The sequence below is a fragment of the Bacillus sp. FSL M7-0003 genome (genome assembly GCF_038628485.1).
GTDB lineage: Bacteria > Bacillota > Bacilli > Bacillales > Bacillaceae > Bacillus > Bacillus safensis.
Map to the genome: position 1 here is coordinate 1,243,711 of NZ_CP152024.1, position 22,254 is coordinate 1,265,964.

Consider the following 22,254-nt stretch of genomic DNA (forward strand, 5'->3'; position numbering starts at 1 on the left):
GTTCATGTTATGGAGAAGATGCCCATAGATTGTAAGAAATAAAGAGAAAGAGGGGATTGGCATGAACCAGCTGCCAGCGGCGCTTCAGACAGGGGATACGGTGGGGATTATCGCACCAGCAAGCCCGCCTGATGAATTGAAATTAGCAAAAGGGATTGCCTTTTTAGAGAGCCTCGGGCTGAAGGTGAAAAAAGGGAAGTATCTCGATTCCCGGTACGGATATTTAGCAGGGCGTGATCATGAAAGAGTGGAAGATCTTCATGGCATGTTTCAAGATCCAGAAGTCAAAGCAGTTATTTGTGCCTGCGGAGGGTACGGAACTGGCAGACTTGCGGAAGCCATTGACTATGATCTCATTCGCCGGAATCCAAAAATCTTTTGGGGTTATAGTGACATTACGTTTTTACATACGGCCATCCAGCAGCAGACGGGTCTTGTGACTTTTCATGGACCAATGCTTTCCTCTGATGTGGGACTTGAAGAGGTCCATCCGTATACGAAGGATACCTTTTTGCAGCTGTTCACGCCGAAGGCCTTTACGTATACGCATCACTTGTCACCTCTTCATACCTTCTACCCCGGCACCGCTTCAGGTGACATCATAGGAGGGAATCTTGCCCTCATCGTGACAACACTTGGCACACCTTTTGAAATTGATACGAAGGGGAAGCTGTTGTTCATTGAAGATATTGACGAAGAGCCCTATAAAATCGATCGAATGATGCAGCACCTTACCTCTGCTGGGAAATTGGATGATGCGGCAGGATTCATCATTGGCGATTTTCATCAATGTGAACCAAAAAAGAAAGACCAGTCCTTAACCTTGGAACAGCTATGGGAAACCTATATTGTCCCGCAAAAGAAACCTGCACTCGGCGGCTTTCGGATCGGTCATTCATCACCGAACTTTGCCATTCCGATGGGCGTGCAGGCTGCACTAGATGCGGCAGGGAAAAAACTGCACATTTCTCCAGGCGTTGCAGCGAAAGAGGCGATCAAATGAAAATCGTGGATGTTCGTACATGCAGAACGAGTGTACCGCTAAAAAAGCCTTTCAAAACCGCTTTAAGAACGGTGTATGACGCAGCATCTCTGATCGTCATCATCACATATGATCAAGGTGACGTCAGCTACGGAGAGGCAGTTCCCACATCGGTGATTACAGGAGAAACGCTGGAAAGCATCGACTATGCCATCTGTGAAGTAATCAGACCCATTTTGCTCGGGGCTTCCTTGGCAGAGTATGAGCAAATCTTTTCTGCTATGAACCGCGTGCTCGCAAGCAACACAAGCGCAAAGGCTGCAATCGATATGGCCATTTATGATGGCTTAGCAAAGCAGGCAGGACTTCCGCTTTATCAATACCTTGGCGGATATCGTCATCAGCTCGAAACCGACTATACGGTCAGTGTAAACCGTCCGCTTGAGATGGCGGAAGATGCGAAGCAATACGCAGCCGAAGGCTTTCAGACGTTAAAGATCAAAGTAGGAAAAGATGATATACACACGGATATTCAGCGGATCAAGCGGATTCGAGAAAAAGTCGGGCCGGACATTCAGATCAGGCTCGACGCCAATCAGGGCTGGACGTGGAAGGAAGCGATCATAGCCATTCGAAAAATGGAAGCGCTGAATATTGAACTAGTAGAACAGCCAGTGCCGAAAGAAGATATCGAAGGTCTGCGCCGTGTGACAGAAGCAGTTGATCCATTGATCATGGCAGACGAAAGCATTTTCAGTTTTCATGATGCCATCAAGGTGCTTGAAACGAGAAGTTGTGATCTGATCAATTTAAAATTAATGAAATCAGGCGGCATAAAAGAAGCATTAAAAATCAATGCCCTTGCCGAAGCATACGGTGTTCAGTGCATGGTTGGCAGTATGATTGAGTCAAAGCTTGGCATTACAGCAGCGGCACATTTCGCCGCAAGCCAGCCGAATATCACCCGCTGCGATTTTGATGCCCCGCTTATGCTGAAAGAAGACATGATAGACGGAGGAATCGTGTACAAAGGAAAAAATATATTTTTACCGCTGCATCATGGGTTAGGCATTCAAGGGGTGAAAGGAGTCTCATGATGATATACGAATCAAAGGTTCCAGTCGCTAACGTATGGACAGCACCGCAGTCTCCGAGAGAAATCGATCGAAAGGTACTTCAGGACTCCATCAACATCAAAGAATGGATTGACCAGCAAACATATGAAGAAAAGCTGGCTTTATGTGAAGAAAATTTGATTCAATCTCAAGTACTGCTTGGCGGACGAGTGATTGGATTAGAAGAGACAGATGGCTGGATGAAAGTCGTCATACCGCAGCAGGCCAGCCGGAAACATCCGCAAGGCTATCCAGGCTATATGCCTGCTGAGCAATTAAAACAAGTAACAGAGGGAAGTGCGTCAGCTGCATCTCTTATCGTTTGTCAGAAAAAAGCCACGCTCTATCAAAACGGGGAACCTGATATGGAGATTAGCTTTTTAACAGAGCTGGCAGCCGCCAAAGAAACAGATGATCAATTTCATGTTGTCACCCCATTAGGAATAAGAGAAATCAACAAAGCGGATGTACGCCCAGTATCGCAAGCTTTCTCTATGACCGGCAAAGATGTCGTAGACGCAGGAAAACAATTTATTGGCCTTTCTTATTTATGGGGAGGCATGAGCAGCTTTGGCTATGATTGTTCAGGCTTTGCTTACAGCATGTACAAAGCGTGCGGATATCTTTTGCCGAGAGACGCAAGTGACCAAGCAGTTCAAGGAACACCGGTTACATCAAGCCATTTAGAACAAGGTGACTTGCTGTTTTTTGCAAATGAAAACGGAAAGGGAGCGGTCCGTCATGTAGGGATCTACGCTGGGGATGGGATGATGCTTCATTCGCCTAAAACTGGCAGACAAATTGAGCTTCTTTCCCTTTCTGGCACTTCATATGAAAAGGAATGGGCAGGTGCAAGGCGGTATTTACCAAGCGAGAGGAGGAGTGATCATGACAGTTGAACCACTTTTACAAGTAAACAACCTCAAAAAACATTTTCATCTTTCGAAAGGAAGAACCTTAAAAGCGCTGGATGGTGTCTCTTTTCAGCTGAAACAAGGTGAAACCTTTGGTCTCGTTGGTGAGTCTGGTTGCGGCAAATCCACACTTGGAAAAGTGCTCATGCGTCTTTATGAACCAACAGATGGTGAAGCCTTATATGAAGGGAAAAGTCTTCACCACCTTTCTAAAAAAGAATCATTTGATTTCAACCGGCAAATGCAAATGGTCTTTCAAGATCCGTATTCCTCGTTAAATCCAAGACTGTCAGTAAAAGATATTATGCTGGAGCCAATGGAGATTCATCAGCTTTATGGGAGTCAAAAGAAAAGGATTGCCCGCGTGAAAGAACTGCTCGAAGCGGTAGGATTAAGCTATGATTTTGCTACCCGCTATCCGCACGAATTTAGCGGGGGACAAAGGCAGAGAATCGGCATTGCAAGAGCACTTGCCTTAGCGCCAAAGTTTATTGTCGCAGATGAGCCGATTTCTGCACTAGACGTCTCCGTCCAAGCGCAGGTCGTGAATCTGCTGAAAAAACTGCAAAAAGAGGAAGGATTAACATTTCTCTTTATTGCACATGACTTGTCAATGGTGAAATATATTAGTGACCGGATCGGTGTGATGTATTTAGGCCATCTCGTCGAGTTGACGACAAGCGATGCATTATATCAAACACCGCTTCACCCATATACACAAGCCTTGCTGTCTGCAATCCCCATTCCAGATCCTGACGTAGAGGACAAGCGCAAAAGGTTTATTTTAAAAGGAGAAATTCCAAGTCCAGTGAACCCGCCAAGCGGCTGTGTATTTCGAACAAGATGCCCTGCCGCAATGGATGTGTGTGCTGAAAAAAAGCCGGCATTACAAGCGGTGGAAGAAGGACATGAAGTCGCCTGTCATTTATATAATAGAAAATAGGATAAGCTAGACAAAAGCCAGTTAGTAGACAAGCTGTTCTACATGCTGGCTTTTTTAATAGATGAACGCCGAATAGGCAATGTGCAGCATCTGAAAGAGCCGCCAGATTTAATAATTTCAGAAAAGTCAACTTCAATAACGGTGTATCCGTGAGCGGTTAACGCAGCATTTGTTTCTTGGTTGCTGGGCAAGCTGATCACTTTTTTCTGCCCAATGGATAAAACATTTGGTCCAAGTGTGAATTGCTCTTGTTCGCTGATTTCAATCAAATCATAATACGTTTTGAGCAGCTGGAGATCCTTTTGCTTGAACGCTTCAGGATAAATGATGATCTCGTCATGAGACAGAATATTCATCACACAATCAAGATGCAAAATGTGAGGAGGAAGGTGAATCGGAATGATGTCATGATCCGGCAGCTCCTTTTTGAGCTGGTAGATAGCGGCTGGACTAGTTCTTTTGCTCGTGCCAACAAACACACGGTTCTGATCCACAAGCACATCGCCGCCTTCAATCGTTCCGTCTGTCAAAGTGACAGCTGACCACCCTTTTGCTTGTGCCCATTCTTTTAGGTATTGTTCTTCCCCTTGCCGAACCGGAGCGGCCATACTTGAAACAAACAGTGTATGTCCAATCGTAAACCCAATATCCCGAGTGAAGACTTGCTCAGGGAAGCGGTCATTCGCCGGAAGCAGGATGGGCCGTACTTGATTCTCTTTAAGGGTTTGAATCAATTGCTTATGCTGAGCGACTGCTTTCATTTGAGAAATATTTTCTTTCGCAAAATGTTTCTGGGTTTCGTTAATAATTTGTTTGATTTCCATATAAATAGGACTGCATAAAAGAACTTCTTCTAAATCGTCGTATTCACTCATGCATTGCGGCATTTTGTATAATTGCTCTGCTCTCATAGAATCCATCAAATGGCCTCCTTGTTCATTCATAGTTCTATTATTCCTTCTTCTAGCCATGGTTGAAACATTTCCGAAAGAAAATCTCTCACATAAGACTAAAGCAAAAAGTTTAGACAAACCTAAAAGAATAGTGTTTAATAAAAGTCGTTCCGCATCCACGAAAACAGCAAGAAGGAGCTATGATGATGAGTGAAGAAAATTTCAAATACTGCAAGGAATCGAAGGTTGTTAAAACCAGCAGGGTGTTCCCTCTCGATACGAATAACCACCAAACGTTATTTGGCGGGAAATTAATGAGTTATATAGATGACATTGCCTCCATCTCGGCAGCAAGACACAGCCGCAGTGAAACGGTCACAGCTTCAATGGATTCTGTTGACTTTTTAGAGCCGATTGGACAAAAGGAGTCCGTATGCTTGGAATCCTATGTCACATGGGTGGGCACGTCTTCTATGGAAGTGTTCGTCAAAGTCATTAAAGAAAACTTGATGTCTGGAGAGCGCAGACTCGCAGCAACTTCATTTCTAACATTTGTCTCATTAGATGAAAACGGAAAGCCTAAACGAGTCCCGCAGGTGATGCCGGAAACAGAGGAAGAGATCATGCTTCATCAAACAGCGAAGCAGCGGGCAGAGGAAAGAAAAAGCCGCCGCAAGCATAGTAAGGCGCTTGCTGACGCACTTGGGACAGATAAGCCTTGGGCGTAAAAATCACCCTTTAAGCGGTGATTTTTTTCTGGAATGGTATCTTGCATGGCAAGGTAGTGTGTGGTAAGATAAAGCTATCTTGTGATGCAAGGTACTGGAATCGGAGGAACAATCATGACAACATCCACACAAATGCTAAAAGGAATTTTAGAAGGCTGCCTGCTGTCGATTATTTCTGAGGGCGAAATTTATGGGTATGAAATGACGAAGAAGCTCGCGCATTATGGGTTTGATCAAATAAGTGAAGGCAGCATCTATCCGATTTTGCTGCGTATGCAAAAGGAACAGCTGGTGACCACCGTCACAAAAGCGTCAGCGACCGGGCCGAAAAGGAAATACTATACGCTCACACAAGCGGGAGAACAAGCGCTCACAGAGTTTATTGACCGCTGGAATGAGCTTTCAAAAAATGTAAACCGCTTATTACAAAAAGGGAAGTGAGATTATGGTATCAAAAGAAACAAGACACATTCTACTAGAGCTGCAACTTTATCTCATATCAAAGGGAAAAAATCAGGATGAAATCGATGAGCTGATGGACGAACTGACAGCACATGCGGTTGAGGCTGAAAAAGACGGCAAAACAGGTGAGGATGTGTTCAGCGGAGATCCGCGGAGCTATGCTGATGAACTGGCAAAAGAGCTGTCAGGGAATCATAAAGACTGGGTGCCATTCGTCAGTGCTTTCTTAATTGGATCGCTTTTTTACATGATTTTAGCAGATGCAATCAGCCAAAACTTATCCTATTCTTGGTTTGCTTTGATTGGATATCCGCTCGTTTTAGTGGCCAATGTTATCATGATCATTGTGATGTTTAGAGCGTCCGCCTTTCAAACAAGCAGCCGGGTATTTCTCTACTTTTGGATGTTAGGAATCTTTCAGCTGACAGCGATGGTGACAATCAAACTATTGGATCAAAAAGTCGGCACACCACTACTTGTCCTTACTTCTGGCCAGAGGTGGGGCGTCATTTTGCTCATGCTGCTATGTATCGTTGTATTTAATGCAATCTTAAAGGCGAATGTCGTTTCATTGATTCCGATTATCTTTTTCGGACCGCAGCTCATCTTCGAATGGATTGGCTGGACGTCACCAAGTGTGATTTTGCTGCAAAGTCTGCTATCTATTGTGATTTTAATAGGGCTTATATTCATTGTACTGCGCCGGACAAATAAGAAAAATGAAAATACGAATGTAAACTGAGCACATCCTATCCGATGTGCTTTTCTTTTTCTAAAAAAATGTAGAAATGGAATTGTATTTTTCATTACAATGGGGAGAGGACAAAAATGAAAAGGGGTTCTGTTTTTGGATATTGTATGGGGATATGTACTCGTTTTTGTATTGGCTGCCTTGCCTTTTTTTGAAGTGATTGGTGTCGTTCCATTCGCAATCTTAAGTGGGCTGCATCCTGTGACAACGGCTGTGATTGGATTCATCGGCAACTTTTTGACAGTCTTGCTTCTCATTGTGTTTGTGGACCGGTTTAAAGCATGGTGGTTAAAAAGAAAAGAGGAAAAAGGTGATGAAAAAGGAGAGAAAAAGCAGCTGCGGGCGAGAAAAATTTGGGAACGATACGGTCTGCCTGGGTTAGCGCTCATAGGACCTTTTATCATCGGCAGTCACTTAGCAGCCTTGATGTGCATGAGCTTTGGAACGAAAAGAAAGCAAGTCGCGGTGTGGATGACTGTCAGTTTAATGATGTGGACAGCGCTGGCTGCAAGTTTAACCGGTGCGGGCTTCCATTACTTTGCCCCAGATTCAAATGGGTTGTTCGGAGATATTTTTAGCAAGTAAAAAAGGGGGGATCATCAATGACAGTTCAAACAAGAACAGTATTTGAAACAGAGCGCCTGAAACTGAGAACGATGAATGAACATGATGCGTCATTTTTATATGACGAGCTGTTTCAGGATGAAGAAGTGATGAAGTATTATCCTTCTTTGAAGGATGAACAGCAGACAAAAGAGTGGATTGCATGGAATCAAAAAAATGACCGCATGTACCACACCTCGCTATGGATCATTGAAGATAAAGAAACAAATGAACGACTTGGACAAAGCGGCATTGTCCTGCAAAACATTGAAGGACAAACCGAGCTTGAGATTGGCTATATGCTAAAGAAAGCGGCGTGGGGGAATGGCTATGCTGCTGAGGCTGCAAAAGGCTGCCTTACCTATGGATTTGAAGAAATGAAGGTCAGACGGATGGTCAGCCTAATTCGTCCTGAGAATGAAGCGTCGGTGAAGGTCGCTTTAAAAATGGGCATGAAAAAAGAAAAAACCATTTCAAAATGGGACCAAATCATTGATGTATACAGCATCACCCGTAACGGAGAAAACGGCTCGCTTACCGAATAAGCAGAGCCGTTTTTTTATGCACGCTGTTCTAACTGAAGCAAATATTTCTTCCGTTCAATCCCTCCGCCGTAGCCTCCAAGCTCACCACTTGTTTGAATCACGCGGTGGCAGGGAATGATAATCGCCAATTGATTGGCACCATTTGCATTACCAACGGCACGAACCAAATGCGGATCGCCTAGTTTCGTGGCTATATCTCGATAGGATCTCGTTTCGCCTGCTGGAATGCGTGAGAGCTGGTCCCACACCTTCATTTGAAAAGGGGTGCCATGTAAAGAAAGCGGTACAGTAAACTTGGTCAGCTTTTTCTCAAAATATAAGGCCAATTCCTTTGCTAATTGCTGATGGACGTTTGTTTCTCCAACTAAAATGCGGGCATGATGCTTCTTTCTTAATGTTTCAATTTCTTTTTCGAGTCCCCGCCTGTCCATAAACTCCAGTAAATACACATGTGTGGCATCTGTCACACTCATCATCCGCCCGATCGGTGTGGAAATAAAATTAGCATAGAGAATGTGAATCTGCGCTTTTTTAGGGGGATTTCCCATGATTTTCGTAAATGCATCATTGAAGGCACTTGAAGATTCATAGCCGAAAGTGACCTGCTGATCGATTACTTTTTTTCCGTTCAAAATTTCTTTAAAGGCAAGTCCCATTCGGCGTGATCTTGCATATTGAACAAAGGTCATGCCGTAAATGTCTTTAAACTTTCTTCGAGCTGTGGCAGAGTGAATCCCTAATTGGCGGAAGTCCTCTTCCTTCCAGCGTTTCTCAGGATTTTTTTCTACTGCTGAAACGAGTGTTTTGACTTCTTCAGGAATGCTATTAGGGTATGTTAATGGTGTGCAGCGCTTGCACGGGCGATACCCTGCCAGCAGTGCTTCCTCCGCTGTAAAGAAAAACTCACAGTTTTCAAATTTTGGCTTTCTGGCCGTACATGTGGCATGACAGAAGATACCGGTTGTCTTAATACAGGCAAAGAATGTGCCGTCATATTGCGGATTCTTGTCAACAAGTGCTTGATAAAATTCATGTTTTTGTTCATCGGTCATCATCATATGAAGCCACCTCTTGATTTTCTATAAAATGTTTTTCAGCATTGTTTGGGGTACGACGGATGATCTGTAAATACATCATCCTAAAGTTGAACGTTCATCGCAACAATCTGATTTCATTATATCAGCGATGTGATCATTGACGTATCCGTGCTTTAAGGAACAATCAAGCATCATAAACATGTCAATCTCCTCCTTTTCTCATTCCTGTTTTAGTTCATATATTTTAGCTGCTTCTGTTTCATTTCTTCATAAAATGCTTCAACTTCTTGTTCGTAAAGTACGGTCTCCATGTCCTTGTATTTACGCTTAATCGTCAATGTCATAAAAAATAAATGGATTGTCATATACGCTCATTTCCCTTCAGTCCGCAGCACGCGAAACAGCCCGCAAATCTTCTTTATCAGTTGACCTGCTTCTAACACTTAGTATACGGCGGTTCCATAAAAATTCTTTCGAAAAATGAACAAGTATATTTGCATGTGGAAAGCAAAGCGGTAGACCGGTATTTCGGGGTGTGATACAATTTTGACACACAGAATCTGCTTTAAGTCAGATCTGCTTATTAAGAAATGGTTTTCTAGGGTTCCGTGCGGGTGGCGCAGTCTGGACCGAGAGAAAACACATAGGGTCTAGACAATAGACCGTATGGACACGGAGGGATAAAAGCCCGGGAGATTTGATCAAACGATCGATTTCCGGGCTTTTTTTATTGCTTGGAATCGTTCAGAAAGGAAGAGAATCGGATGAAATGGGGAAATGTATTGATTGCAGCCATCTTTGAAGTTGGCTGGGTGATGGGGTTGAAATATGCTGACTCTTTATTGGAATGGGCCGCAACCATCGTTTGTATTGTCGTGAGCTTTTATTTACTCCTGAAAGCCACGACTGTACTGCCAGTTGGCACACTTTATGCCGTTTTCACCGGACTTGGGACAGCAGGTACTGTCATAGTAGGTATGGTACTGGGAGAGCCAGTACAGCTGGTGAAATTACTTTTAATCATGGTGCTTTTAAGTGGTGTATTAGGGCTTAAACTAACCACAGGTGAAAAGAAAGGAGAGACTGAATCATGAGCTGGCTTTTACTCATTGGTGCAGGCATTTTAGAAATGCTTTGTGTCACCATGATGAATCAATTCCAGAAAGACCGGCATGTCAAATGGATTTTATTCATTGCAGCTGGATTTTCGCTGTCCTTTCTCATGCTCTCTCTTGCGATGAATACAATTCCGATGGGAACGGCATACGCCATTTGGACTGGCATTGGAGCTGCTGGAGGAGCCATTGTCGGCATGCTGTTTTACGGTGAGTCGAAGGACGCAAAACGTATATTCTTTATCGCACTGATTTTATCTGCGGCGGTCGGGTTAAAAATCATTGAATAAGAAAAGGCTGTCATCTGTCTGCCAGCCTCAGCATGTAGACAAACCCACACATTCTTTGTCAGGCCTGTAATGGTTTTCTATCATGCTGAAAAAGAAGAAAAAGGGCTAAAATAAAAATCATTTTAGCCCTTTTTTGTTACATCGAATGATGATTGGAATCGTTTTCATTTTTGCGGTAAAGCTGACTCACTAGAAGAAAACAGACACCAAATGTGAGTAAAGGAATGAGTCTCTCACCGGCCATAAAAAGATAAATACCTGTGATCAGACATACGATGCCGAGCCAAAAGCTCACTTTACCAAACAAAGTCATGCTTTTCATCTCCATCACTCCTTTTGTGATAAAAGGTCTACTCACATTATATCATGCTAGGTGCAGAATTGAATGAATATTCAATAAAAAATGGACTCTTCATTGCTTTTTCTCTTTCCAGTCCAGTATAATATTTCATTAGAATGAAAACGCAAATGAGGTCATGATACATGAGAACATTGATTACAGAGAAACTTGAATTACACAGACAAAAGCACGAGCAAAAAGGCAGATTACTTGTCAGCTGCCCAGATCAGCCTGGTATTGTATCAGCTGTTTCTTCCTTTTTATTTGAGCACGGAGCGAACATCATTGAATCGAGCCAATACACAACCGATCATGAAAGCGGCCGGTTCTTTTTAAGAATTGAATTTGATTGGAAAGACATCTCGGCGAATATGGATCAATTGAAAAATAGTTTTGAGCCAATCGCAGCCTCATTTCAAATGACGTGGAGCATGTCGCGTGCAAGTGAGCTTAAAAAGCTGGCAATCTTTGTCTCAAAAGAGCTTCATTGTCTGCATGAGCTTCTGTGGGAATGGCAAAGCGGAAATTTAATGGCTGAAATCGCAGTTGTGATCAGCAATCATGAAACGGCAAAAGATACAGTAGAATCGCTTGGAATCCCATTCCATTTTGTAAAGGCGAACAAAGACATTCGCAAAGAAGCTGAAAAAGAGCAGCTCGCCTTATTAGAAGAGTACGACATTGATGTGGTTGTGCTTGCTAGATACATGCAAATTTTAACGCCTGGATTCATTGAAGAGCATCCGAACAAAATCATTAATATTCATCATTCCTTCCTGCCAGCGTTTATTGGTGCAAACCCATACAAGCGGGCATATGAGCGGGGAGTCAAATTAATTGGTGCGACTTCTCATTATGTCACCAATGATTTAGACGAAGGCCCGATCATTGAACAGGATATTGAGCGGGTAGATCACCGGGATGATGCGGAAGCCCTGAAAAATATTGGCCGGACAATTGAGCGCAGTGTGCTTGCACGTGCTGTCAAATGGCACCTTGAAGATCGAATTATAGTTCATGAGAATAAAACGATTGTCTTTAATTGACCGCTTGACTTTTCTTTAGCAATTGGTGATAATATAAAAAAATTAACGAGCGTTGAAAAGGAATAGTAAGCAGGAACTGGTGCGTAAAGAGAGCAAATGATGTGCTGAAACATTTGCCGCAGACAGCTGCTGAACCTGCCCTTTGAGCCTTAGAGGAAAAATCTAAGCGCGTGCCTGGCGTTACAGGAGTTGAGTGGAATAAGCAGATCGCATGCTTATTCAATGAAGGTGGTACCACGGAAAATCCCTTTTCGTCCTTTACATAAGGAGAAATAGGGATTTTTTTGTGCCTAAAGGTATAGCGGAGGGAATCAAGGATGAAAAAGCAAAGGATCGTCATAAAAATTGGCAGCAGTTCATTAACAGAGCAAAAAGGAGCCATTGATGAACAAAAGATGCAGGATCATGTAAGAGCCATAGCAAAGCTCAAAGAAGCAGGTCATGAAATCATTTTAATTTCATCAGGAGCCGTTGCAGCAGGATTTGGCAGCTTAGGCTATCCATCAAGACCTGTGACTTTAAAGGGGAAACAGGCAGCTGCCGCCGTTGGTCAGGGCTTGTTAATGCAGAAATATACAGAGCTTTTTTCACAGTTTCACATGACACCTGCTCAAATGCTTTTAACACGTAATGACTTTTCAGATCGAACAAGATATCGAAATGCTTACGCAACGATGATGGAGCTGCTGGAAAGAAAGATTTTGCCGATCATAAACGAAAATGATTCAGTCTCCATCGAGGAGCTTACCTTTGGGGATAATGACATGCTGTCAGCTCTTGTCAGTGGATTAATCCATGCAGACCAATTGATCATATTAACAGACATCAATGGCATTTATGATGCAAATCCAAATGAGCATCCTGAGGCGAAGCGGTTTGATGTCCTGACCCACATTTCAGAAGAATTGTTTTCATATGCAAAGAGCACCGGTTCAAAGGTTGGAACAGGCGGAATGAAATCGAAGCTGTCTGCTGCACAAACGGCACTTTCACTTGGCGTGAAAGTCTTCATTGGCACAGGCACTGGGGAAGACAAACTGCTTCGCATTCTTGCGGGACAAGGAGATGGAACGTATATCGGTGAACAAGATTTATCAGCCGTGAACAACCGCCGTCAATGGATTCAATTCCACTCACCGGTCTCTGGGAAGATCATGATTGATGCAGGAGCAGAAGCGGCGATTTTGCATAATGGCAGAAGTCTTCTTCCGGCAGGAGTCATTGATGTCGCTGGTGACTTTTCTAAAGGAGAAGTCGTAGAAGTCGTCGGTCCAAACGGATTAGTTGGTAAGGGACAAACCTTGTACGCCTCCGACGAGCTTCTCGGCATTAAAGGAATGCGAAGTGACGAGCTTGCAAAAGAGAAGCCTGAGGTCATACACCGAGATCACTGGGTACAGCATGTACAAAATTGAGGAGGGAATACGATGAATGAAGTTCTTGAAAAAGCAAAAAAAGCAAGTGCAGCCAAAGATCAGCTGCTTCTAAAAACGACGGAACAAAAAAATGCTGCCCTGCACGCCATTGCCAGTGCACTAAAAGCATCTTCAGCTTATTTAATAGAAGAGAACCAAAAGGATGTTCAGGCTGCTGAGGAAAAGCAGTTCACGCCATCTGTCATTGACCGGATCACACTCACGGAAGAGAGAATTGAAGCCATAGCAGATGCGACCCTTCAACTCATTCAGCTAAAAGACCCAATTGGTGAAACGTTAGAAACCATTCAAAAAGAAAACGGTCTGTTCATCGAAAAGGTTCGTGTACCGCTTGGAACGGTTGGAATGATTTATGAAGCAAGACCAAACGTGACAGTCGATGCTGCGACCCTTTGCTTGAAAACTGGGAATGCTGTGATTCTGCGCGGAAGCTCCTCTGCTATTCATAGTAATAAAGCGATTGTAAAGGTGATTCATGAAGCGCTTCATACGACGGATATTCCAGTAGACAGTGTGCAATTAATTGAAGATACTGGCCGTGAAACGGCGAAAACGCTGTTCACCTTAAATGAATACCTGGATGTCCTCATTCCGCGCGGCGGGAAGAATTTAATTGATCTTGTCGTGAGAGAGTCAACTGTGCCGGTGCTTGAGACAGGTGCAGGAAATTGTCATATCTACATTGATGAAACAGCGAAAAACGAAATGGCTGAGCGGATTGTGCTGAATGCCAAAACTCAAAGACCTTCTGTTTGTAATGCGATCGAGAGCATTGTCATTCATAAAAAATGGGCAAACAACTACGGTGCTTCTTTATTTGAAGCCCTTCAATCCAATGGGGTAGAAATACGCGGTGATGAAGCCGTTTGCGCGCTTGCTCCTAGTGCTGCATTAGCGACAACTGAGGACTATGCAACGGAGTTTTTAGCACCGATCGTCAGTATTAAAATTGTAGAAAACATAGAACAAGCGATTCAGCATATTCAAACATATAGCTCTAAGCACTCTGAGGCGATCATTACGGAAAACGATGAGCATGCAGCCCTTTTCTTAACAGCAGTCGATGCTGCCGCTGTTTATCATAATGCCTCTACTCGTTTCACAGATGGATTTGAATTTGGCTATGGAGCGGAAATAGGAATTAGTACGCAAAAACTTCATGCAAGAGGGCCAATGGGTCTGCCAGCCTTAACGTCTGAAAAATTTGTCATTCGTGGTCAAGGACAAATAAGAGAATAACGAATTTAAAAGAGAGTCTTGTGACAACAGGCTCTCTTTTTCCTTTCATTTTTGTATTTCTCCGGTCAAGTATGATAAAATATGGTAATGTTTTATATTTTGAGAAGATTGGAGAAGGCAACGTATGGCGAAAATCATTCCCTCTTCGGATATTGGAGTGAAAATCAACAAGTGGTATGAATTAATCCGCAGATTTGATTCCGAACAAGCAGAACTGTTAAAGCAGGAAATTCGCACCTCTCTTGATTCAATGGAAGAAGATCAGAATTTGCTTCTCTATTTTTCTTTAATGGAATTTAGGCATGAGGTCATGCTCGATTATTTAAAGCCATTAAAGGAAGGAAAGCTTCGCGCCAACTTTTCCGAGCTTTCGAAAGAAATAGATGAGCATCAAACGCATGTCACAGGCATGCTTGAATACTACTATCATTTTTTTAGAGGCATGTATGAATTCGGGCGGAGGGAGTATATTGCTGCCATATCGTCTTATCAAAAGGCAGAGCATAAGCTTTCTTTTGTATCAGATGATATTGAACGTGCGGAATTTCATTTTAAAATGTCAGAAATATATTATCACATGAAACAAACTCATATCTCGATGCACCATGCTAAACTAGCGCTGGATGTTTATGTTCAGCATGAACTGTATGCGCTTCGCACGATTCAGTGTGAATTTATTGTGGCCGGTAACTACGATGATATGAGAAGGCATGAAAAAGCATTACCACATCTCGAAAGAGCACTTGCGAGATCAAGAGAGTTTCAAAATGTGCGTTTTATTGCCTCCTCTTTGTTTAATATGGGCAACAGTTATTACCGAATGGGAGACTTGGGCCGCGCACTCGAATTAATGAAAGAATCCATCTCGTTATTTGATCAAAATCAATCCGATCATCTTCGTCGATCTATAGACCCTCTTTATACAGCCGCTCAGATATTATACAAACAAGGAAAACACGAAGAAGCATTACACTACAGAGAAGAATGTATGAAGAGAGCAGAAGCTCTTCAAGATGACATTCATATTCAGAAAACCATATTTCTAGAAGCATTGTATTTAAGACAAGATGCTGAGCATATTAAACGGATTTTCCATTTTTTAGAGTCTGCCTATGCATATCCAGATATAGAGGAGCTGGCATTAGATACCGCAAAGTATTATAATGAAATGGGGGATTATGAAAAATCTTCCATGTTCTATGGGGAAGCGGAACATGCTCGAATCTATATTCAGAGAGGGGATTGTTTATATGAATTTTAAAAAATGGGCAGTCGTCTGTACAAGCATCACCATTATGGCATTGTGGCTGGCAGCAGCAAATGCCGACCCAGATAACAGAAACCATACGCTAGAACAACCGAATCCGCAGCATGACACGATCTAAAAGCCCTTTTTAAAGGGCTTTTTTTACTGCCTAACAATTTCCGGACATACTCATAAAAAGGGTTCAGGCAGGAAATCTTAAAAAAGAGTATTTATTGATTGACTCTGTAATTTAAATTGTGTACAATTCAATTGTAGAAAACATTATTGGAGAGAAAGAGGGTTATATTCATGTCAGACGTTTTATTTACAGCAACGGTATCAGCTGTCGGAGGAAGAGAAGGTAAGGTTGTTTCAACAGATGGTGTACTTGAACATGATGTAGCAATGCCTGGAACACCAAGAGCAAAAAAACTTGAAAAAGCAACAAATCCAGAGCAATTATTCGCAGCAGGCTACTCTGCATGTTTTGATTCAGCCCTTCAAATGGTAGCAAGACAAGAGCGTATTCGCTTTGAAAGTGAAGTTACAGCACATGTCAGCTTATTAAAAGACAGTTCAGATGGCGGCTTCAAACTAGGCGTTCAATTAGAGGTAAAAGGAACTGGAATTGAGCAGTCAGCATTAGAAGAACTTGTTCATAAAGCACACGGCGTTTGCCCATATTCAAAAGCAACTCAAGGAAACATCGAAGTAGAACTAGTAGCTGTCGCACAATAATAGACATTATAAAAGGCTGAGGGAACATTCCCTCAGCCTTTTGATTGTGTTAAATTTTGCAAAAGCTCATGTAAAGAGGCACGCAGTGTTTTTAGCTCTTCTTCCGATCTGCCTGTCCCAGTCAGCATGTGAGACGGAATCGCAGTGGCCTTTTCTTTTAGCTGCTCTCCATATTCCGTTAAACGAATTTGTACAGACCGCTCATCCTCTTTCGAACGTTCTCGGATAATGAGTCCATTTTGCTCCATTCGTTTCAGCATGGGCGTGAGTGTACCGGAGTCTAAATAGAGAAGCTCTCCCATCGTTTTCACATTTAATGTTCCATGCTCCCACAATAAAAGCAGTGCCAAATATTGCGGATACGTAATGTTTAATTCTTCTAACAACGGTTTATACTGCTTCGTCATCTCTCGTGAACTTGCATATAACAAGAAGCAAAGCTGATTTTCCAGCTTCATATGTTCAAATTCATTTGTCATGTCAGTCACCAACTATTTTTTGTCATACTTATCATTGTATAAGATTTTCTTCCTTTTTAAAATAAATACAGACGAAAAATGAAAAATTCTTCAATGTGCCATAAATGTTTGAGAAATGAATAGAACGTGAAAAGGATGAATAGATGAAGGAGGAGATGAAGATGAAACCATTATTCACAGCAAAAGTAAAGGCGCAGCATGGAAGAGCTGGACATGTTCGTTCAGAGGATGGTGTGCTCGATCATAACATTGTCATGCCTAACGCTAAGAAAGATGGAGAGACTGGTACAAACCCAGAGCAATTATTTGCAGCAGGCTATGCAGCTTGTTTCGGAGGAGCACTTGAGCAGGTAGCGAAGAAGCAAGGGATAGAAATAGAATCGGAAGTAGAAGGACATGTCAGTCTTTTAAAAGATGAAAGTGACGGCGGCTTTAAGCTTGGCGTAAAGCTGATTGTATCTGCGAAAGGTCATGATCATGACAAAGTGAAAGAGCTTGTCCATGCTGCACATGAATTCTGTCCATATTCAAAAGCAACAAGAGGGAACATTGAAGTAGAGCTTGAAGTGGCGGAGTAATAGTGAAAGACAAAGGGCTAAAATATACTCCATTTTAGCCCTTGTCAACAATTGCAACACCTGCTTACGAGCAGGTGTCTTTTTTTAATATTCTTTCTTTTTATCGTATGTTTCCCATGCTTCAAATGGCGCAAGGGTTTTTTGAGGTGTCAGCTTATAAAATGGTATATTTCTTGATTCGTATTCTTTGTTGATTTCTTCATAAATAAATGAGTCATCAAAACCAGCATCCGCTGCATCCTGATGTCCAGCAGCAAAATACACAGCTTTTGGTCTAGCCCAGTAAATAGCGCCAAGGCACATCGGACAAGGCTCGCAGCTTGTGTATAGAATGCAATCTTCTAATTGGTATGTATGTAGAGTTTGGCACGCTTTGCGAATGGCTGTGACTTCTGCATGTGCGGTTGGATCGTTACTCGTTGTCACGTTGTTGCTGCCCTCTGCAATAATCTGACCATCCTTGACAATGACTGCTCCAAAAGGGCCGCCAGTACCACTATTGACTCCTTCTACTGCAAGATCAATTGCGCGTTGTAAAAAATCTTCGTGATTCATTGTCTTCCTCCCTTTGTTCGACTGACTTCTCTAGTATAAACGAATCATGCTAGAAAAGAAATCATCATAGTAGGAGATCGAACAGGCCAATTTGCGCATAAAAAACCCCTGCTGAGTTCAGCAGGGGAGAGACATTCAATTATGCGTGCTGCGCCAGCTTTTTACGAGCGACTTCAGCAGCTGTGACCATGTTTTTCAAAGCAGCAATGGTTTCAGGCTCTTGTCTAGTTTTTAGACCACAATCGGGATTCACCCAGAAGCGATCTGTCGGACAAACGTTCAGCGCATCATCAATAATTTCGCTCATTTCTTCAACAGATGGAACGCGCGGGCTATGGATGTCATAAACGCCTAGTCCAAGTCCTTTCAAATACGGGTGTTTTTCTAAGTAATCGAGGAATCCGCCATGACTGCGTGAATGTTCAATTGTAATCACGTCAGCATCCAAGTCTTCGATTGTATCGACAATATCCTCGAAGTTACTGTAGCACATATGTGTATGAATTTGTGTTTCATTTTGAACGGATGATGTGGATAAACGGAATGATTCTGCTGCCCAGTTTAAATATTCTGCCCAATCACTTTCTTTGAGCGGAAGTCCTTCTCTTAGCGCAGGCTCATCCACTTGGATCACTTGAATACCAGCTGCTTCTAAAGCTTCTACCTCTTTACGCAATGCGAAAGCGATTTGGAAAGCAATGTCTTTGCGAGAGATATCCGTTCTTGGGAAAGACCAGTTTAAGATGGTAACAGGTCCTGTCAGCATGCCCTTGACTTTTTTCTTTGTCAAACTTTGTGCATAAACTGTCTCTTTCACTGTCATTGGCTCTGTAAACTCTACATCTCCATAAATGATTGGCGGCTTCACGCAGCGTGAGCCATAGGATTGTACCCAAGCAAATTTCGTAAAGGCAAATCCGGCTAGCTTCTCGCCGAAGTATTCAACCATGTCTGTACGTTCAAATTCCCCATGTACGAGCACATCCAGACCAATTTCTTCTTGAATATCAATCCATCGTTTTGTTTCTTTCTTAATAAACTCATCATACTCTGCATCTGTCCACTCATTTTTGCGCCACTTTTGACGAGCACTGCGCACTTCGGCAGACTGCGGGAAACTGCCAATTGTTGTTGTTGGAAGAAGCGGGAGCTCAAGAGATTCGTTTTGGATACGAAGGCGTTCTTCAAAGGCAGCTGGTCGTTTAAAATCTTTCGATGAAAGATTGTTGCGTTCCGCTGTTAGATCCGCATTTGTTCCTTTTGCGAACTCTTTTAAGGTAAGAAGTGCTTGTGCTGCTTCGTTAATATCAGCATCAATGGCAGCTGCTCCTTTTGTTAAACCTTCTTTTAGCAGTGTCAATTCAGCCAGCTTTTCAGTGGCATAAGACAGTCCGTTTAATAGTTTTTCTTCAAGCTGTTCGCTTGGGTGTTTGGCAACTGGCACATGCAGCAAGCTGCTTGATGGCTGCAGCCATACTTCTTTCGGCTGAACGTCAGCAATGACTTCAGAAATAAAGGATAATCTTTCGCCAAGATCTGATCTCCAAATATTTCTTCCATCAATGACGCCTGCTGCTAAAATTTTATCTTTCGGGAAGCCGTGCTTTTTCACTTGATCAAGGTTGCGCCCTTGATCATGGACAAAATCAAGACCGATTGCTTCAACAGGATATGTGACAAGCTCTTCATACGCATCTACTGAATCAAAGTATGTTTGAAGAAGAATGTTCAACCCAGGTACGGCTTCTTTGATCGTTTGATAGATTTCTTTTACGGCTTTTACGTCTTCACTTGAAGCTGTGACAAGTGCAGGTTCATCAATTTGAACCCATTTGACGCCTGCTTCTTTAAGTTCTTTTAAAAGCTGAGTATAAAGCGGCACTAGACGCTGCTGGATTTCTTTCACTTCATTTGCTTCATAACCTTTAGAAAGTGAGACAAATGTATATAGACCAAGTACAACCGGTTTTGTTTCAACACCAAACGCCTTTTTCACCTTTTCGTAAGCTTCAAGCGGTTTGTTGTGTGTGAGTTTAAATTCTGTGCTTTTTTCGTATTCTGGAACGATGTAGTGATAGTTTGTATTAAACCATTTTGTCATTTCACTTGAGACGGCATCTTTTGTTCCTCTTGCCATCGCGAAGTATGTATCTAGTGGGTCTTTTAAGCTGCGGAAGCGCTCTGGAATCCAATTGAACATAACAGCGGTATCCAGCACGTGATCATAGAAGGTAAAGTCTCCAGAAGGAACAACATCAATTTGTTGATCGATTTGTGTTTTAATGGCAGTTAAAAATTGTTCATCCAGTGTGCTTAAGAGGGTTTCGCGGTCTGTTTGACCTTTCCAGTAAGACTCAAGTGCTTTTTTCCATTCTCTGTTTAAACCAATTCGCGGAAAGCCTAGATTACTTGTTTTAACAATTGTCAATTCCAATTCCTCCTCTAAATATAAAAAGACATTTACGCTCATGATCATGATTGATGAGGTAAATGTCTGGTTTAAAAGACAAAATGTGTGTGCGAAATAAGGCGTGAGTATCACTGACGCTTTTCCGACATCTCCTATCAACCGTAGGGGGTTTGATGTGATAGAGCGGCTGGTATCCTGGCTGGTGAATCTGCAAGCTTTTCATCCTTCCCATCCTAATGACAGTGGATTCCTGAGAAAAGCTCTCCTCACTCACAGTGGCGGGACCGCGCCGGATTTTCACCGGTCTTCCCAATTAAAATTCGACGTGTAATCGAATTACCGACTCTCAAACTATGAATTTATTGTGTTCGATTATATAACGTTCACTTCATTTCGTCAAAGTAAATTTTGAATAATTTTAATTAAAAAAATCCTGAGAAAATTCTATCTTTTCTCAGGACCTCTATTTAAGCTATAGAGATAAAAGATCTGCTTCCAATGTTTTTTCTAAAAGGACATCAGGCGCAGTTAAATATAAAAATCCATTCCCTACAAGGGCTTTCGACTGTTTTAATGGAAGGGTTCTTCTGACAAGCTGAGCATAAACCTCAGGCTCTGTCAGCTTGCGCTGGAACGCTTCTTCTTCGGCATTTTTAATAATGGCTAGTGCACCGCTTACGTGAGGGGCAGCCATTGAAGTCCCTGTGAGCCTGCCATATTTATGGTTAGGGAGAGTGGATAAAATGTCTTCTCCTGGAGCGACGAGGTCGATTTCTTTATTGGCGTTAGAAAATTCAGAGGATTCTCTAGCAAGGGAAACAGAACCGACGGCAATGACTTCATTGTATGCAGCTGGGTAGGAGAACTCTTCCGTACGCTCGTCCCCGTCCCCTTCATTTCCTGCTGCGCACACAACAAGCACACCGCTTTTTACCGCATTTTGAATGGCTTCCTGCAGGGCAGGCTCATTGCTTGGACCACCGAGAGACATGGAGATAATATCCACCTTCTGCTCTGCGGCATAGTTGATGCCATCAATGATCCATTCATATTTTCCGCTGCCATTTTCACCGCCAAGAACTTTCACGATGAGAAGCTTGGCTTCAGGGGCAACCCCTAAAATTCCGCCATTTTGATCTGTTGCGGCAATCGTTCCTGCTACATGGGTACCATGCCCATTATAGTCTTTTACATTTTCAGCATCTCCATCGTCATCATCGGTAAAGTTCTTCCCACCGATAATCTGATCTTTTAAGTCGGGATGCTCTGTGTCACAGCCTGTATCAAGGACAGCAATGGTTATGCCTTTTCCTTTGAAGCCACTTGACCAAAGTTCGGGTGCTTTAATCTCCTGAATACTTTCCGGCGTCTCTTTCGCTTCCATCACATTGGCTTTTACTTCATACGGAATTAAGCGAATTTCACCTTTCATAAGAAAGCCCTCCTTATTTTGTTTTCAAAGTAGATTCAGGCTGCATAATGTTATTGTATAAAAGAAACTTTTGATCGGAAAGGGTCAATTGTAATAATTTTTCAAATAATCAATCTATTATCAAAAGTGCAGTTCTCCTCACATATTGACGAAAGAGCTCGCCTTTTGAAGAAAACTCTTGATATCATATGAAAAAGAAGGAAATGCTGCATAGTGAGGTTGCACCTGTACAGATGAAAATGGGTGAATAGAACTAAAAGAGGCAGACTAAAAAATAATGAGATGAAGTAACAACTTGAGAAGAAGGCTCAAGTTAAATGTTTTTTCTCAAAAATAATTCCCTCATAAAAAAATAGATGTGAAGATTGTGACTGTTC

26 protein-coding genes, 2 riboswitches and 1 other annotated feature are annotated in these 22,254 nt (G+C 42.5%); of the genes, 18 read left to right on the top strand and 8 right to left on the bottom strand.

What is annotated here, in order from left to right; genetic code table 11:
• The first annotated feature begins 61 nt into the window (after positions 1 to 61).
• The 4 genes from MHI23_RS06275 to MHI23_RS06290 are packed head-to-tail and all read left to right on the top strand — an operon-like array spanning position 62 to position 3,954.
• The gene (locus MHI23_RS06275) at positions 62 to 1,003 is read left to right on the top strand and encodes an LD-carboxypeptidase (RefSeq protein WP_039177981.1); all 942 of its coding nucleotides are present in this window, start codon (positions 62 to 64) and stop codon (positions 1,001 to 1,003) included.
• Positions 1,000 to 2,079 (top strand): dipeptide epimerase, encoded by a 1,080-nt coding sequence (locus MHI23_RS06280; RefSeq protein ID WP_163115236.1) that lies wholly within the window; start codon positions 1,000 to 1,002, stop codon positions 2,077 to 2,079. The genes MHI23_RS06275 and MHI23_RS06280 overlap by 4 nt, the downstream gene beginning before the upstream one ends.
• Positions 2,079 to 2,996: a C40 family peptidase gene (locus MHI23_RS06285; RefSeq protein ID WP_125586331.1), complete on the top strand. Its 918-nt coding sequence runs from the start codon at positions 2,079 to 2,081 to the stop codon at positions 2,994 to 2,996. Before MHI23_RS06280 ends, MHI23_RS06285 begins: the two co-directional genes overlap by 1 nt.
• A complete protein-coding gene (locus tag MHI23_RS06290; protein ID WP_024426800.1) occupies positions 2,986 to 3,954 on the top strand; it encodes an oligopeptide/dipeptide ABC transporter ATP-binding protein in 969 nt (322 codons plus the stop codon). The genes MHI23_RS06285 and MHI23_RS06290 overlap by 11 nt, the downstream gene beginning before the upstream one ends.
• Positions 3,955 to 3,992: 38 nt before the next feature.
• On the opposite strand, the gene MHI23_RS06295 is transcribed toward MHI23_RS06290, so the two are convergent.
• Positions 3,993 to 4,874, bottom strand: a complete 882-nt coding sequence (locus MHI23_RS06295; RefSeq protein ID WP_217008557.1) for a dimethylarginine dimethylaminohydrolase family protein — start codon at positions 4,872 to 4,874, stop codon at positions 3,993 to 3,995.
• Positions 4,875 to 5,053: 179 nt separating this feature from the next.
• On the opposite strand from MHI23_RS06295, the gene MHI23_RS06300 reads away from it, so the two are divergent.
• From MHI23_RS06300 to MHI23_RS06320, 5 genes are all read left to right on the top strand, one after another.
• A complete protein-coding gene (locus MHI23_RS06300; protein WP_008346212.1) occupies positions 5,054 to 5,575 on the top strand; it encodes an acyl-CoA thioesterase in 522 nt (173 codons plus the stop codon).
• A gap of 114 nt (positions 5,576 to 5,689) precedes the next feature.
• The gene (locus tag MHI23_RS06305) at positions 5,690 to 6,016 is read left to right on the top strand and encodes a PadR family transcriptional regulator (protein ID WP_024424630.1); all 327 of its coding nucleotides are present in this window, start codon (positions 5,690 to 5,692) and stop codon (positions 6,014 to 6,016) included.
• 4 nt (positions 6,017 to 6,020) lie between these two features.
• Positions 6,021 to 6,779, top strand: a complete 759-nt coding sequence (locus MHI23_RS06310) for an NADH dehydrogenase (protein WP_025092306.1) — start codon at positions 6,021 to 6,023, stop codon at positions 6,777 to 6,779.
• Between the two features lie 105 nt (positions 6,780 to 6,884).
• The gene (locus tag MHI23_RS06315; RefSeq protein WP_025092307.1) at positions 6,885 to 7,373 is read left to right on the top strand and encodes a small multi-drug export protein; all 489 of its coding nucleotides are present in this window, start codon (positions 6,885 to 6,887) and stop codon (positions 7,371 to 7,373) included.
• Between the two features lie 17 nt (positions 7,374 to 7,390).
• Entirely contained in the window at positions 7,391 to 7,936 is a 546-nt protein-coding gene (locus MHI23_RS06320) for a GNAT family N-acetyltransferase (RefSeq protein ID WP_024424633.1), read from the top strand.
• 14 nt (positions 7,937 to 7,950) lie between these two features.
• Here MHI23_RS06320 and MHI23_RS06325 read toward each other — a convergent pair whose 3' ends face one another.
• Entirely contained in the window at positions 7,951 to 8,994 is a 1,044-nt protein-coding gene (locus MHI23_RS06325) for a trifunctional transcriptional activator/DNA repair protein Ada/methylated-DNA--[protein]-cysteine S-methyltransferase (protein ID WP_125586327.1), read from the bottom strand.
• A 209-nt stretch (positions 8,995 to 9,203) separates the two neighbouring features.
• Positions 9,204 to 9,338, bottom strand: a complete 135-nt coding sequence (locus MHI23_RS06330; RefSeq protein WP_073204910.1) for a YrzI family small protein — start codon at positions 9,336 to 9,338, stop codon at positions 9,204 to 9,206.
• Between the two features lie 222 nt (positions 9,339 to 9,560).
• A riboswitch (guanidine-I (ykkC/yxkD leader) is annotated at positions 9,561 to 9,670 on the top strand.
• A gap of 67 nt (positions 9,671 to 9,737) precedes the next feature.
• Here MHI23_RS06330 and MHI23_RS06335 point away from each other — a divergent pair.
• Positions 9,738 to 10,067, top strand: a complete 330-nt coding sequence (locus MHI23_RS06335) for a multidrug efflux SMR transporter (protein ID WP_025092310.1) — start codon at positions 9,738 to 9,740, stop codon at positions 10,065 to 10,067.
• Complete coding sequence (locus MHI23_RS06340; protein WP_024424636.1) at positions 10,064 to 10,378, top strand: multidrug efflux SMR transporter; 315 nt, start codon at positions 10,064 to 10,066, stop codon at positions 10,376 to 10,378. Before MHI23_RS06335 ends, MHI23_RS06340 begins: the two co-directional genes overlap by 4 nt.
• A gap of 136 nt (positions 10,379 to 10,514) precedes the next feature.
• Here the strand turns inward: MHI23_RS06340 and MHI23_RS06345 are convergent, their stop codons facing one another.
• Positions 10,515 to 10,700 carry a hypothetical protein gene (locus MHI23_RS06345; protein ID WP_024424637.1) on the bottom strand — a complete coding sequence of 62 codons (186 nt, stop codon included), beginning with the start codon at positions 10,698 to 10,700 and terminating at the stop codon, positions 10,515 to 10,517.
• 161 nt (positions 10,701 to 10,861) lie between these two features.
• Between MHI23_RS06345 and purU the strand changes: the two genes are divergently transcribed.
• From purU to MHI23_RS06375, 6 genes are all read left to right on the top strand, one after another.
• Positions 10,862 to 11,764 (top strand): formyltetrahydrofolate deformylase, encoded by a 903-nt coding sequence (gene purU, locus MHI23_RS06350; RefSeq protein WP_024424638.1) that lies wholly within the window; start codon positions 10,862 to 10,864, stop codon positions 11,762 to 11,764.
• Between the two features lie 43 nt (positions 11,765 to 11,807).
• Positions 11,808 to 12,026: a binding site (T-box leader), on the top strand.
• A gap of 55 nt (positions 12,027 to 12,081) precedes the next feature.
• The gene (gene proB / locus MHI23_RS06355) at positions 12,082 to 13,179 is read left to right on the top strand and encodes a glutamate 5-kinase (protein WP_024424639.1); all 1,098 of its coding nucleotides are present in this window, start codon (positions 12,082 to 12,084) and stop codon (positions 13,177 to 13,179) included.
• A gap of 12 nt (positions 13,180 to 13,191) precedes the next feature.
• The gene (locus MHI23_RS06360) at positions 13,192 to 14,439 is read left to right on the top strand and encodes a glutamate-5-semialdehyde dehydrogenase (RefSeq protein WP_342492386.1); all 1,248 of its coding nucleotides are present in this window, start codon (positions 13,192 to 13,194) and stop codon (positions 14,437 to 14,439) included.
• A 124-nt stretch (positions 14,440 to 14,563) separates the two neighbouring features.
• Positions 14,564 to 15,700 (top strand): Rap family tetratricopeptide repeat protein, encoded by a 1,137-nt coding sequence (locus MHI23_RS06365; RefSeq protein ID WP_056766262.1) that lies wholly within the window; start codon positions 14,564 to 14,566, stop codon positions 15,698 to 15,700.
• Positions 15,690 to 15,824, top strand: a complete 135-nt coding sequence (locus MHI23_RS06370) for a hypothetical protein (RefSeq protein ID WP_024424642.1) — start codon at positions 15,690 to 15,692, stop codon at positions 15,822 to 15,824. The genes MHI23_RS06365 and MHI23_RS06370 overlap by 11 nt, the downstream gene beginning before the upstream one ends.
• A 170-nt stretch (positions 15,825 to 15,994) precedes the next feature.
• The gene (locus MHI23_RS06375; protein WP_024424643.1) at positions 15,995 to 16,423 is read left to right on the top strand and encodes an organic hydroperoxide resistance protein; all 429 of its coding nucleotides are present in this window, start codon (positions 15,995 to 15,997) and stop codon (positions 16,421 to 16,423) included.
• Between the two features lie 32 nt (positions 16,424 to 16,455).
• Here MHI23_RS06375 and MHI23_RS06380 read toward each other — a convergent pair whose 3' ends face one another.
• The gene (locus MHI23_RS06380; RefSeq protein ID WP_024424644.1) at positions 16,456 to 16,902 is read right to left on the bottom strand and encodes a MarR family transcriptional regulator; all 447 of its coding nucleotides are present in this window, start codon (positions 16,900 to 16,902) and stop codon (positions 16,456 to 16,458) included.
• A gap of 161 nt (positions 16,903 to 17,063) precedes the next feature.
• Here MHI23_RS06380 and MHI23_RS06385 point away from each other — a divergent pair, with 161 nt between their 5' ends.
• Positions 17,064 to 17,480: an organic hydroperoxide resistance protein gene (locus MHI23_RS06385; protein ID WP_034281509.1), complete on the top strand. Its 417-nt coding sequence runs from the start codon at positions 17,064 to 17,066 to the stop codon at positions 17,478 to 17,480.
• Between the two features lie 84 nt (positions 17,481 to 17,564).
• On the opposite strand, the gene MHI23_RS06390 is transcribed toward MHI23_RS06385, so the two are convergent.
• The 3 genes from MHI23_RS06390 to MHI23_RS06400 all read right to left on the bottom strand — a co-directional run bounded on the left by MHI23_RS06390 (position 17,565) and on the right by MHI23_RS06400 (position 21,877).
• Positions 17,565 to 18,035 (bottom strand): nucleoside deaminase, encoded by a 471-nt coding sequence (locus tag MHI23_RS06390; protein WP_075622897.1) that lies wholly within the window; start codon positions 18,033 to 18,035, stop codon positions 17,565 to 17,567.
• Positions 18,036 to 18,174: 139 nt separating this feature from the next.
• The gene (metE, locus tag MHI23_RS06395; protein WP_103132213.1) at positions 18,175 to 20,463 is read right to left on the bottom strand and encodes a 5-methyltetrahydropteroyltriglutamate--homocysteine S-methyltransferase; all 2,289 of its coding nucleotides are present in this window, start codon (positions 20,461 to 20,463) and stop codon (positions 18,175 to 18,177) included.
• Between the two features lie 149 nt (positions 20,464 to 20,612).
• Positions 20,613 to 20,804: riboswitch (cobalamin riboswitch) on the bottom strand.
• Between the two features lie 113 nt (positions 20,805 to 20,917).
• Complete coding sequence (locus MHI23_RS06400) at positions 20,918 to 21,877, bottom strand: S8 family peptidase (RefSeq protein ID WP_024424648.1); 960 nt, start codon at positions 21,875 to 21,877, stop codon at positions 20,918 to 20,920.
• Positions 21,878 to 22,254: the final 377 nt, after the last annotated feature.

Coding starts and splice junctions, on each gene's coding strand:
- MHI23_RS06275 (WP_039177981.1), top strand. CDS start 62: ATGAACCAGCTGCCAGCGGCGCTTCAGACAGGGGATACGGTGGGGATT.
- MHI23_RS06310 (WP_025092306.1), top strand. CDS start 6,021: ATGGTATCAAAAGAAACAAGACACATTCTACTAGAGCTGCAACTTTAT.
- MHI23_RS06305 (WP_024424630.1), top strand. CDS start 5,690: ATGACAACATCCACACAAATGCTAAAAGGAATTTTAGAAGGCTGCCTG.
- MHI23_RS06370 (WP_024424642.1), top strand. CDS start 15,690: ATGAATTTTAAAAAATGGGCAGTCGTCTGTACAAGCATCACCATTATG.
- MHI23_RS06380 (WP_024424644.1), bottom strand. CDS start 16,902: ATGACAAATGAATTTGAACATATGAAGCTGGAAAATCAGCTTTGCTTC.
- MHI23_RS06365 (WP_056766262.1), top strand. CDS start 14,564: ATGGCGAAAATCATTCCCTCTTCGGATATTGGAGTGAAAATCAACAAG.
- MHI23_RS06335 (WP_025092310.1), top strand. CDS start 9,738: ATGAAATGGGGAAATGTATTGATTGCAGCCATCTTTGAAGTTGGCTGG.
- MHI23_RS06360 (WP_342492386.1), top strand. CDS start 13,192: ATGAATGAAGTTCTTGAAAAAGCAAAAAAAGCAAGTGCAGCCAAAGAT.
- proB (WP_024424639.1), top strand. CDS start 12,082: ATGAAAAAGCAAAGGATCGTCATAAAAATTGGCAGCAGTTCATTAACA.
- MHI23_RS06340 (WP_024424636.1), top strand. CDS start 10,064: ATGAGCTGGCTTTTACTCATTGGTGCAGGCATTTTAGAAATGCTTTGT.
- MHI23_RS06375 (WP_024424643.1), top strand. CDS start 15,995: ATGTCAGACGTTTTATTTACAGCAACGGTATCAGCTGTCGGAGGAAGA.
- MHI23_RS06320 (WP_024424633.1), top strand. CDS start 7,391: ATGACAGTTCAAACAAGAACAGTATTTGAAACAGAGCGCCTGAAACTG.
- MHI23_RS06285 (WP_125586331.1), top strand. CDS start 2,079: ATGATATACGAATCAAAGGTTCCAGTCGCTAACGTATGGACAGCACCG.
- MHI23_RS06385 (WP_034281509.1), top strand. CDS start 17,064: ATGAAACCATTATTCACAGCAAAAGTAAAGGCGCAGCATGGAAGAGCT.
- MHI23_RS06300 (WP_008346212.1), top strand. CDS start 5,054: ATGAGTGAAGAAAATTTCAAATACTGCAAGGAATCGAAGGTTGTTAAA.
- MHI23_RS06345 (WP_024424637.1), bottom strand. CDS start 10,700: ATGAAAAGCATGACTTTGTTTGGTAAAGTGAGCTTTTGGCTCGGCATC.
- MHI23_RS06330 (WP_073204910.1), bottom strand. CDS start 9,338: ATGACAATCCATTTATTTTTTATGACATTGACGATTAAGCGTAAATAC.
- MHI23_RS06280 (WP_163115236.1), top strand. CDS start 1,000: ATGAAAATCGTGGATGTTCGTACATGCAGAACGAGTGTACCGCTAAAA.
- MHI23_RS06400 (WP_024424648.1), bottom strand. CDS start 21,877: ATGAAAGGTGAAATTCGCTTAATTCCGTATGAAGTAAAAGCCAATGTG.
- MHI23_RS06325 (WP_125586327.1), bottom strand. CDS start 8,994: ATGATGATGACCGATGAACAAAAACATGAATTTTATCAAGCACTTGTT.
- purU (WP_024424638.1), top strand. CDS start 10,862: ATGAGAACATTGATTACAGAGAAACTTGAATTACACAGACAAAAGCAC.
- MHI23_RS06390 (WP_075622897.1), bottom strand. CDS start 18,035: ATGAATCACGAAGATTTTTTACAACGCGCAATTGATCTTGCAGTAGAA.
- MHI23_RS06290 (WP_024426800.1), top strand. CDS start 2,986: ATGACAGTTGAACCACTTTTACAAGTAAACAACCTCAAAAAACATTTT.
- MHI23_RS06295 (WP_217008557.1), bottom strand. CDS start 4,874: ATGGATTCTATGAGAGCAGAGCAATTATACAAAATGCCGCAATGCATG.